Origin of the sequence: Pseudomonas sp. TJI-51 (assembly GCF_000190455.2) — a bacterium.
Classification (GTDB): domain Bacteria; phylum Pseudomonadota; class Gammaproteobacteria; order Pseudomonadales; family Pseudomonadaceae; genus Aquipseudomonas; species Aquipseudomonas juntendi.
The window spans coordinates 1-11,172 of sequence record NZ_AEWE02000070.1 but is presented as its reverse complement, the minus strand read 5'-3'; the positions used below and the strand labels follow the sequence as shown (position 1 = coordinate 11,172).

At 63.9% G+C, this 11,172-nt stretch carries 7 protein-coding genes; 3 read left to right on the top strand and 4 right to left on the bottom strand.

Going from position 1 to position 11,172, the window contains the following annotated elements:
• The 3 genes from G1E_RS15980 to G1E_RS28735 form a co-directional block, all read right to left on the bottom strand.
• A partial coding sequence (locus tag G1E_RS15980; RefSeq protein ID WP_047149940.1) for an FAD-binding oxidoreductase occupies positions 1–1,142 on the bottom strand: 1,142 nt, incomplete at its 3' end.
• 25 nt (positions 1,143–1,167) lie between these two features.
• Positions 1,168–2,532: a glutamine synthetase family protein gene (locus tag G1E_RS15975; RefSeq protein WP_009686761.1), complete on the bottom strand. Its 1,365-nt coding sequence runs from the start codon at positions 2,530–2,532 to the stop codon at positions 1,168–1,170.
• A gap of 85 nt (positions 2,533–2,617) precedes the next feature.
• Positions 2,618–2,782, bottom strand: a complete 165-nt coding sequence (locus tag G1E_RS28735; protein WP_009686760.1) for a hypothetical protein — start codon at positions 2,780–2,782, stop codon at positions 2,618–2,620.
• Positions 2,783–3,102: 320 nt separating this feature from the next.
• On the opposite strand from G1E_RS28735, the gene hrpA reads away from it, so the two are divergent.
• On the top strand, positions 3,103–7,008 hold the full coding sequence (gene hrpA / locus G1E_RS15970) for an ATP-dependent RNA helicase HrpA (RefSeq protein ID WP_047149938.1): 3,906 nt from the start codon (positions 3,103–3,105) through the stop codon (positions 7,006–7,008).
• 156 nt (positions 7,009–7,164) lie between these two features.
• A complete protein-coding gene (locus G1E_RS15965) occupies positions 7,165–8,286 on the top strand; it encodes a beta-ketoacyl-ACP synthase III (RefSeq protein ID WP_009686756.1) in 1,122 nt (373 codons plus the stop codon).
• A 164-nt stretch (positions 8,287–8,450) separates the two neighbouring features.
• On the opposite strand, the gene G1E_RS15960 is transcribed toward G1E_RS15965, so the two are convergent.
• The gene (locus G1E_RS15960) at positions 8,451–9,695 is read right to left on the bottom strand and encodes a putative porin (RefSeq protein ID WP_033691274.1); all 1,245 of its coding nucleotides are present in this window, start codon (positions 9,693–9,695) and stop codon (positions 8,451–8,453) included.
• A gap of 261 nt (positions 9,696–9,956) precedes the next feature.
• On the opposite strand from G1E_RS15960, the gene G1E_RS15955 reads away from it, so the two are divergent.
• The gene (locus G1E_RS15955; RefSeq protein ID WP_009686754.1) at positions 9,957–11,084 is read left to right on the top strand and encodes a GNAT family N-acetyltransferase; all 1,128 of its coding nucleotides are present in this window, start codon (positions 9,957–9,959) and stop codon (positions 11,082–11,084) included.
• The last annotated feature ends 88 nt before the right edge of the window (positions 11,085–11,172 follow it).

Genomic DNA, 11,172 nt, shown 5'->3' with positions numbered 1-11,172 from the left:
CTGGTGGCAATGCCGTGCCCGGAATACCCCTGGCAATACCACACGTTGTCCGACAGCTTGCCCAGCTGTGGAATGCGGTTGACCACGATGCCCATGGCGCAGCTCCACTGGAAATCGATCGGCACGCCCTTCAATGCCGGGAACGTGCGTTCGATGCATGGCCGCAGCTCGCCTTCGATATCCCGCGAGTCACGGCCGGAGTAGTTGGCGCCGCCACCGAACAGCAGGCGCTTGTCGGCTGTCAGGCGGTAATAGTCGAGCACGAAGCGGCAGTCGTACACCGCCAGGTCGTGGGGGTTGATCTGCTCGGCCAGTTCGCCCAGTGGCGCGGTGGTGACGATCCCGCCCATGGCCGGGAATATCTTGCCCTTGAGTTGGCGCTTTTCCAGCTTGTGGTACACATCGCCGGCCAGCATCACCTGGCGTGCCTCGACCCGGCCGTGGGCGGTAACCACCGCCGGGCGCGGGCCATGCACGATGTCCAGCACTTCGGAATTCTCGAACACCAGTGCGCCCAGGCCATGTGCGGCGCGGGCCTCACCCAGGCACAGGTTGAGCGGGTGCAGGTGCAGGTTGCGCAGGTTCTTCAAGGCGCCCATGTACAGTGGGCTCTGCAGGTGCTCAGCCACTGCCGCGCGGTCGAGCATTTGAACCTGCTCGCCCATGCCCCGGCGTTGCGCTTCGGCCTCGAACGCGCGCAGCTCGTTCATGTGCGAGGGTTTCATGGCGGCATGCAGATGGCCACGCTTGAGGTCACAGTCGATGCCGTAGCGCGCTACGCGCTGCTCGATTACCTGGTGGCCACGCCAGCGCAGGTGCCAGATGAAGTCATCGACCTCGGCGCCCAGGTGGTTGCGCATCTGTGAGCGCATGGCTTCGTCGCCCGACAGGCTGCCAGTGACTTGGCCACCGTTACGGCCGCTGGCACCCCAGCCTATACGGTTGGTTTCGACGATGGCCACCTTGAGGCCGCGCTCGGCCAGCTCGACTGCCGTGGCCACGCCGGTGAAGCCGCCGCCGATGATTGCCACATCCACCTGCACCGTGCCCTTGAGTTGCGGGTACTCGGTAGGGTCGTTGAGGGTGGCGCTGTAGTAGGACGGCGCGCGCTGCGCCGGGCCTTTGTGCAATGCTGCGTTCATGGGTGTTCCTTGAATGTTGAGGGGCTCAGGCCTGGTGCAGGTACCAGCGCCAGTCCTGTTCGCTGACTTCGGCCATGAACTGGCGGTACTCGGCGCGCTTGACCTTCAGGTACACGCCGAGGAAGTCCTCGCCCAATGCTTCGCGGGCCCAAGCCGACTGCTGCAGGGCGTCGAGCGCCGTCAGCCAGTCGGTGGGCAGGTGTTCGGTAGCCTGGGCATAACCGTTGCCTTGCACCGGTGCCCCTGGGTCCAGCTGTTCGCGAATGCCACGGTGGCTGGCTGCCAGGATCGCCGCCGCCGCCAGGTAGGGGTTGGCATCGGCGCCGCAGATGCGGTGCTCCACATGCCGGCTGTTGGCCGGGCCACCGGGTACGCGCAGGCTCACGGTGCGGTTGTCCACGCCCCAGGTGGGTGCCAGTGGTGCATAACTGTTGGCCTGGAAGCGGCGGAACGAATTGGCGTTGGGGCAGAACAGCAGCAGTGATTCGCGCAGGTGGCGCAGCATGCCGGCGACTGCCTGGCGCAGCAGCGGCGTGCCAGCCTTGTCGTCGCTGGCGAACAGATTGGTGCCGGCGTGGTCAGCCAGGCTCAGGTGCATGTGCATGCCAGTACCCGCCAGGTGCGCGAATGGCTTGGCCATGAAGCAGGCCTGCATGCCGTGGGCATGGGCCACGCCCTTGACCAGGCGCTTGTAGCGTACCGCCTGGTCCATGGCCTGCAGTGCGTCACCGTGCTCCAGGGTGATTTCCACCTGGCCGGGGGCGTATTCGGAAATGGCCGTACGGGCCGGGATGCCCTGGGCTTTGCAGGCGGCATACAGATCGGCGAGAAACGGCTCGATCTGTTCCAGTTCGCGCAGGCCGTACACCTGGGTGCTGCGCGGGCGCCCGCCATCGTTGTCCAGTGCCGGTTGCGGGCGGCCTTGGGCGTCGCGTTGCTGGTCAAGCAGGTAGAACTCCAGTTCGCAGGCCATCACCGGGTGGTAGCCGTCGGCCTGCAGCGCCTCGATGGTGCGCAGCAGCACGTGGCGCGGGTCGGCGATGCTGGCAGGCAACCCCTCACTCGGGTGCATGCTCACCTGCACCGCGGCGGTCGGCACCCGGCGCCAGGGCAACCTTGTCAGGCTGCCCTCGAGCGGGTAGGCGCGGCAGTCGATATCACCCACATCCCAGACCAACCCGGAGTTTTCCACATCGTCGCCGTTCAGGGTCAGGCCGAGAATGGTACTGGGTAGCGGCCGGCCGCTCTGGTACACGGCCAGCAATTCGTCGCGGTGCAGCAGCTTGCCGCGGGGTACGCCGTTGGCGTCGAGAATGAACAGCTCGAACAACTCGATATCAGGGTTGTCGGCCAGAAAACGGGCGGCGTGCTCTACGGGGGCAAAATGCATGTTGGGTTCGCTCACGGCTGCGCAGGGCCATCGCACTGGCGGGCGGCCCGGCTGGGGCAAACGGCCAGAGGCTGGCCGGGTTTGGTCACAACGGCGTGAGGGCGGTATCCGGTGGGCGGGCGTGGCGGCAGTGCCACAAGGCCCAGAAGGCGAGGATGATGTGCACCAGCGGGTTTTCCCCGGCACGGCTGCGGGCCTTCGGTAGCGAAGGGCGCGGCAACGGTGGGGCGATGGGCTGGGCGGGCGTCATGGTTTTGATACTCACATGCGGCGTAAGGGTGATTAAAGTCGTGAATGGCAACGTTTACATAAGGACTTGCTAAACTTTCAGCCACTGTGCGATCCCTTGTGGGAGCGGCCTTGCGTCGCGATGGGCTGCGGTAGCAGCCCCAAAATCTGCGCCCCGGCACAAATCCACGGGGCTGCTGCGCAGCCCATCGCGACGCAAGGCCGCTCCTACAGGGTGCGCGCCAGCCTGGACAGCAAAACAGGCGCAAATCTGCGACAATCGCGCATCCTCAGAATGCCGATCATGAAAAAGCAGGCTCACCTGCATCATTAAAAAGCCCTATGACTGACCACGCCATCGACAAATTGCTGCACAACCTCGACCACGCCATGATTGCCGACCGCCACCGCTTGCGGCGGCAATTGCATGAGCTGCGCAAGCGCCCAGACGAGGCCAAGCTGGCGCAGTGGGTGGACAAGGTCCAGGCCTCTTGTGCCCAGGTTACCGCGCGCCAGCAGAGCGTGCCGGTCGTACGCTACGACGACAACCTGCCGATCGCCGCCAAACGCGATGAAATCAAGAAGGCCCTCGCCGAACACCAGGTGCTGGTGATCGCCGGTGAAACCGGTTCGGGCAAGACCACGCAGTTGCCGAAGATCTGCCTGGAACTGGGCCGTGGCAGCCATGGCCTGATTGCCCACACCCAGCCACGGCGCATTGCCGCGCGCAGCGTGGCGGCGCGGGTGGCCGAAGAGCTGGGTACGCCGCTGGGTGGGTTGGTCGGCTACCAAGTCCGTTTCGAAGACCAGAGCGACGCCAACACCCTGGTCAAGCTGATGACCGACGGCATCCTGCTGGCCGAAACCCAGCATGACCGCTTTCTCGAACGCTACGACACGATCATCGTCGACGAAGCCCACGAGCGCAGCCTGAACATCGACTTCCTGCTCGGCTACCTGAAGACCTTGCTGCACCGCCGGCCCGAACTGAAGCTGATCATCACCTCGGCGACCATCGACCTGGAGCGCTTCTCCAAACACTTCGACAATGCGCCGATCATCGAGGTGTCTGGCCGCACCTTCCCGGTGGAAACCTGGTACCGCCCGCTGACCAGCGAGCAGGACGAAGAGGGCAACCAGATCGAGGACGACCTGACGGTCGACCAGGCGATTCTCGCCACCCTCGACGAGCTGGCCCAGCATGAGCGCAGCCAAGGCAAAGGCCCTGGCGACGTGTTGATCTTCCTGCCGGGCGAGCGGGAAATCCGCGATGCCGCCGAGATCCTGCGCAAGGCGCAACTGCGCCATACCGAGATTCTGCCGCTTTACGCGCGCCTGTCGCCGGCCGAGCAGCAGCGCATCTTCCAGCCGCACACCGGGCGCCGGGTGGTGCTGGCCACCAACGTCGCCGAAACCTCGCTGACCGTGCCGGGCATTCGCTATGTGATCGACACCGGTACTGCGCGCATCAGCCGCTACAGCTACCGCGCCAAGGTTCAGCGCCTGCCCATCGAGGCGGTGTCGCAGGCCAGTGCCAACCAGCGTAAAGGCCGTTGCGGCCGGGTTGAGCCGGGCATTTGCGTGCGCTTGTACAGCGAAGAGGATTTCAACAGCCGGCCGGCGTTCACCGACCCGGAAATCCTGCGTACCAACCTGGCGGCGGTGATTCTGCAAATGCTGCACCTGCGCCTGGGTGCCATTGACGCGTTCCCGTTCATCGAGCCGCCAGATGGCAAGGCCATCAGCGACGGCTTCAACCTGTTGCAGGAACTGTCGGCGGTCAACCGCGAGAACCAGCTGACGCCTATTGGCCGCCAGTTGGCGCGCCTGCCCATCGACCCGCGGCTGGGCCGCATGCTGCTGGAGGGCGCACGCCAGGGTAGCTTGCAGGAAGTGTTGATCGTCACCAGTGCGTTGTCGGTGCAGGACCCGCGCGAACGCCCGCCCGAGCGCCAGCAGGCGGCGGACCAGGCGCACGCGCAATGGAAGGATGTGGACTCCGACTTCGCTGCGTTGGTGAATTTGTGGCGCGGCTTTGAAGAACAGCGCCAGGCGCTGACCGCCAACCCGTTGCGCAACTGGTGCCGCAAGCACTTTCTCAATTACCTGCGCCTGCGCGAATGGCGCGATGCCCATCGCCAGCTGGCATTGATTTGCCGTGACCTGCAACTGACGGTGAACAAGGAACCGTCCGACTACCAGAAGTTTCACAAGGCCCTCCTCAGCGGCCTGCTCAGCCAGATCGGCCACAAGACCGAAGAGGGCGACTACCAGGGAGCTCGCCAGCGGCGCTTCTGGGTACACCCGTCGTCGGGCCTGGGGCGTAAGCGCCCGCAGTGGGTGATGGCTGCCGAGTTGGTCGAAACCACCAGGTTGTATGCACGCGTGGTGGCCCGGATCGAACCGGACTGGATCGAGCCGCTGGCCGGCCACCTGGTCAAGAAGAACCACTTCGAGCCGCACTGGGAGAAAAAGCGCGGGCAGGTCGTGGCCTATGAGCAGATCACCTTGTACGGCCTGATTCTGGTCGGGCGGCGCCCGGTGCATTTTGGCCCGATCGACCCGGCCACCTCGCGGGAGCTGTTCATCCGCGAGGGCCTGGTAGGCGGCGAGATCCAGTCGCGGGCCAAATGCCTGGCGGCCAACAAGCGCCTGCTGGAGCAGCTTGATGAACTGGAGGCCAAAGCGCGTCGGCGCGATATTCTCGCCGATGAAGAAACGCTGTATGCGTTCTACGAAGCGCGCCTGCCCGAAGAAATTCACCAGACCGCCACCTTCGATGCCTGGTACCGCATGGGCAGCCAGAAGGATGCCAACCTGCTGATCATGCGCGAAGAGGACGTGCTGGCGCGTGAGGCCAGCGAGGTCACGGCGGCCCAGTACCCCGACAGCCTGCAAGTGGGCGAACTGCGCCTGCCGCTGACCTATCACTTTGAACCGGGGCACCCGCGCGATGGCGTGACTGTGCGCGTGCCTGCGCCGTTGTTGCCGAACCTGCCGGGTGAACGCCTCGAGTGGCTGGTGCCGGGCCTGCTCGAAGCCAAGTGCGTGGCGCTGGTACGCAACCTGCCCAAGGCCCTGCGCAAGAACTTCGTGCCGGTGCCCGACTTCGTCAAGGCGTCGCTGGCGCGCATGCCGTTCGCCCAGGGGGCCTTGCCCCAGGCCCTGGGCCAGGAATTGCTGCGCATGACCGGTGTGCGTGTAGCCGACGAGGCCTGGGCCGAGTCGGTGAGCCTGGTCGAGGGCCACCTGCGCATGAATATCGAGGTGGTCGACGGCCAGGGCAAGTTCCTGGGCGAGGGCCGCGACCTGGCCGAGCTGACTGCCCGTTTTGCCGCCGCCAGCCAGGCCGCGTTGGCCGTACCGCGCACGGCTGACGCCGAAAAGCCGGTGCAGGCCAAGGCCTTCAGCCCCGTGGCGCAGACCACCCAGCAAAAGATCGCCGGCTTGTCGATGACGGTCTACCCGGCATTGGTGGACGAAAACGGCACGGTGCGCGAAGGCCGCTTCTCGACCCAGGCCGAAGCCGAGTTCCAGCACCGCCGTGCCTTGCAGCGGCTGCTGCTGCAGCAACTGGCCGAGCCGGCCAAGTTCCTGCGGGGCAAGCTGCCGGGGCTGACCGAACTGGGCCTGCTGTACCGCGAGCTGGGGCGTGTCGAAGCGCTGGTCGAGGACATTTTGCTGGCCAGCCTGGACAGCTGCATCCTCGAGGGTGAACACCCCTTGCCACGCGAGGGTGCGGCCTTGGCCGGGCTGGCCGAACGCAAGCGCGGCAGTTGGGCCGAGCACGCCGAGCGCCTGGCCAGGCAGGCGCTGGAAGTGTTGAAGCTGTGGCACGGCCTGCAGAAGCGCTTCAAGGGCAAGATCGACCTCAGCCAGGCCGTGGCGCTGAATGACATCAAGCAGCAGTTGGGCAACCTGGTGTACCCAGGGTTCGTGCGTGAAACCCCGGCCACCTGGTTCAAGGAACTGCCGCGTTACCTCAAGGCAGTGGAACTGCGCCTGGAGAAACTCGGTGCGCAGGTGCAGAAGGACCGGGTATGGAGCGGCGAGCTGGCCAACCTGTGGGCGCAGTACAAGGCCCGCGCCGACAAGCATGCCCAGGAGGGCAAGCGCGATGAGCAACTGACCCTGTACCGTTGGTGGCTGGAGGAATACCGGGTGTCGCTGTTCGCTCAGCAACTGGGCACCAAAGTGCCGATTTCTGACAAAAGATTGAGCAAGCAGTGGGGCCAGGTGGAAGGCTAAACTTCCACAGTTGTGGCAGTATTGATGCAATTTGGGGCCGCCTGGCGGCCCTTCTCGGGTGAGCCCCTCGCCCCTAACTTGGCACTAAAGTGCCACTAGGCTGTCCTATTCCCGCCAGCGCCCCCGTGGCGATGGCCTTCGAACAGAGGAACGACCGTGCATAACGTCGTGATCAGCGGCACCGGCCTGTACACCCCGGCCCAGAGTATTTCCAACGAAGAACTGGTGGCCTCCTTCAACGCCTGGTCCCAGCAGTTCAACCAGGACAACGCCGCCGCCATCGAGCGTGGCGAAGTCGAAGCGGCGCCCTTGTCGGATGCCGCGTTCATCGAAAAGGCCTCGGGCATCAAGAGCCGCTTCGTCATGGACAAGGCCGGCATCCTCGACCCGCAGCGCATGAAGCCGCGCCTGCCGGAGCGTTCCAACGACGAACCCTCGGTGCTTTGCGAAATGGCCGTGGCCGCTGCTCACCAGGCCTTGCAGCGTGCGGGCCGCACGGCTGCCGATATCGACGGCGTGATCGTCGCCTGCTCCAACCTGCAGCGCCCGTACCCGGCCATTGCCATCGAAGTGCAGCAGGCGCTGGGCATTCAGGGCTTTGCCTTCGACATGAACGTAGCCTGTTCCTCGGCCACGTTCGGCATCCAGACCGCAGCCAACAGCGTGGCCCTGGGCCAGGCGCGTGCAGTACTGATGGTCAACCCCGAGGTGTGCACCGGGCACTTGAACTTCCGTGACCGCGACAGCCACTTCATCTTCGGTGATGCGGCCACCGCAGTGGTGCTCGAGCGCGCTGACAAGGCCAGCTCGGCGCACCAGTTCGATATCGTCAGCAGCAAGCTGTGGACCGAATTCTCCAACAATATCCGCAACAATTTCGGCTTCCTCAACCGTGCGGCGGAAGAGGGGCAGGGCGCTGCGGACAAGCTGTTCATCCAGGAAGGCCGCAAGGTGTTCCGCGAGGTGTGCCCGAAAGTGGCCGAACTGATCGGTGAGCACCTGCAGGAAAACGGCCTGAACCCTAGCGATGTGAAGCGCTTCTGGCTGCACCAGGCCAACCTCAGCATGAACCACCTGATCGTCAAGAAGCTGCTGGGGCGAGAAGTGGCCGAGGAAGACGCCCCGGTGATTCTGGACCGTTACGCCAATACCAGCTCGGCAGGCTCGGTCATTGCCTTCCACCTGTACCAGGATGACCTGGCCAAGGGCGCCTTGGGGGTATTGAGCTCGTTCGGTGCGGGGTATTCGATTGGCAGTGTGATCCTGCGCAAGCGCTGATTACCTGGTCTGATCCGAGATAGCCGGGGCCGACCTGCAAAGGGCGCATTCCCCTGTAGGAGCGGCCTTGTGTCGCGATGGGCTGCAAAGCAGCCCCAGCTATTTCACAGGCAAAAAAAAGCGGGAAACGTCGGATGGGGTCGGCATTCCCTGCTATTGCGTGTTTAGAACTTGGCTTCCAGGTCCAACTGCAGGGTATCCACGTCCGCATTGCTGTTGGGCAGGTTGGAGTAGTCGGTCTTTGCCATCAGGTAGGTTGCACCTACGCCGAAGTTCTTGTCGATTTCATAACCGACCTTGAACTTGTGGCCACGCGAACCTGTGAAGCCGGCACCGAAGTCAGAGTCGGTGAACAGGCTGACCACACCGTTACGCTGCACGTCGCGGTAGTTGTAGTCCAGGCTCCAGGCGCCGATCTTGCTCTTCAGACCGGCCAGCCAGGCTTTGTCCTTGCCGTCGGTGCTTTCGGTATTCTTGACGAACTGGCCGTAGGCAGACAGCGGGATGGCAAAGCCGGTGAAGTCGACCTGACCGAAGCCTTCCACCAGGTTGAACTCGTTGGTGGTGTTGCCCAGCGAGGCCAGGGCGGCCGAAGCCTTGTCGTTGTCGTAGCCGTAGATGCTGCCGCCCACGGTCACCTTGACGGTGTCGGCTGCGTTGAACCTGGTGCCCAGCTGGCCTGCGTACAGCTGCGCGTCATGCTTGAACTGCACGCCGTCGCCATCGACGTTGTCTTTCAGGTTGTAGTGACCAAGGCTGCCGAAGACTTCAGCCGGGCCAACGTTCATCTTGTAGGTAGCTGCCACACCTTCCGGGTTGATGTCGCTGTCCCAGATGATGTCGCCCATGCTGACCCACGGCTGGTTCATCTTGCCGCCGATCAGGTGCAGGTTGGGCACGGCAGTCGGGTGCCAGTCGAGGTAGGCCAGGTCGACCCACAGCGATTTCTTCTCGAAGTAGTTGTCCAGGCTCTGGTTGGTCGAGCGGGCATCGGCGCTGCTGCCGGTGGCCACACGCACGCCGGCGTCGACTTGCGGGTTGATCTCGCTGTAGAAGCCGACACGGGCACGTACGCGCTCACGGTCCTGGTTGCCACTGCGGGAGATCGGGTTGTCGACGTTGACGTCTTCGTAACGCAGGCGCACATCGCCCTTGATCTGGGTCTTGGCGGCCCATGCCACTTTTTGTTCAAAGGCGCTCATACGTTCGGACTGAGCTTTCTGGTCGGCCTTTTCCTTGGTTTCTTTTGCCAGATCGCCTTGCAGTTCATTGTACTGCGCCTGGTTGATCGAGCCGTTGGCGCGCAGCATTTCGAGCAGCTTGGCGTCGACAGCAGCACTGGCCGGGGCGCTCAGGGCCAGCATCATGCCGGTGAGGCTCATTCCGGTAAGTGTAGAAACAAGACGCATAAGGTTCTCCCTACTGAAAAAATGGGGGAGGCTCAAGCGCCTGCCCCTGTGTTGGCATGTCTTCGGAAAGGGCCTGAATAGACAGGTTCTGGTGTTCCGGAAAACAGGCGCAAGTATTGCGAGGGGCAGTGACAGATTAATGTCTGATTAGTGGCACTGTTGTTAAGTAAGTGAGAAGAAAAGGGGCATCCTGGCGTTCATCATTTGAGTGACGCGCCTGGGTTGGGGATACTGAACGCCTCCCGACTGCGAGCCAAAACCGTGACCAGCCTGTACAGCCTTGCCCATTTGCGTGATCTTCCGGCGGCCACCTGGGATGCCTTGGTGCCTGCCGGCCAACCCTTCCTGCGCCACGGCTTTCTCAGCGCCATGGAGGACAGCGCCAGCGTTGCACCCCAGACGGGCTGGGCTGCCGAGCATCTGGTGCTGGAGCGTGACGGGCAGGTGCGGGCGCTGTTGCCGGCCTACCGCAAGTGGCATTCGTTTGGCGAGTACGTGTTCGACCACGGTTGGGCCGATGCCTGTGAGCGGGCCGGCATTGCCTATTACCCCAAGTTGCTGGGGGCGGTCCCGTTCAGCCCGGTCAGCGGCCCGCGTTTGCTGGCCGACGACCCGGCCGATGGGCTGCTGTTGCTGCAGGCGTTACCTGAGTACCTGGGCAAGGGCGGGCTGTCGGGTGCCCACATCAATTTCACCGATGCGGCGCTGGACCAGCAGTTGGCCGGCCTGCCGGGCTGGCTGGAGCGCCTAGGGTGCCAGTTTCACTGGCAAAACCGCGGCTACCGCGATTTTCAGGACTTTCTCGACAGCCTCAGCTCGCGCAAGCGTAAGCAGATGCGCAAGGAGCGCGAGCAGGTGGCGGGGCAGGGCATCGATTTTCGGTGGTACCAGGGCAATGAACTGGACGAGGCGCAATGGGACTTCGTGTTCCGCTGCTACGCCAACACTTATGCCGTACGGCGCCGTGCGCCCTACCTGACCCGTGCGTTCTTCAGCCTGCTTGCCGAGCGCATGCCCGAGGCGCTACGGGTAGTGATGGCCCGCCAGGGCGGGCGGGATGTGGCCATGGCCTTGAGCCTGGTGGGGGGTGACAGCTTGTTTGGCCGCTATTGGGGTTGCCTGGACGAATTCGACCGGCTGCATTTCGAAACCTGTTTCTACCAGGGCATGGACTTCGCCATTGCCGAAGGTTTGCAGCGCTTCGATGCCGGTGCGCAAGGTGAACACAAGCTGATTCGCGGGTTTGAGCCGGTGCTGACGCGGTCGTGGCATTACCTGCTGCACCCTGGGTTGCGGCGGGCGGTGGGGGATTTTCTGGTGCAGGAGCGGGAAGGGGTGAAGGGGTATGCCGAGGAGGCGCGGGGGATGTTGCCTTACCGGCGGGACTGAGAGACTTGTATTGCTTGTAATGGCCCTATCGCTGGCAAGCCAGCTCCCACAGAGATCGCCTCAGGGCTGACAGGTGTTTGCCACAAGG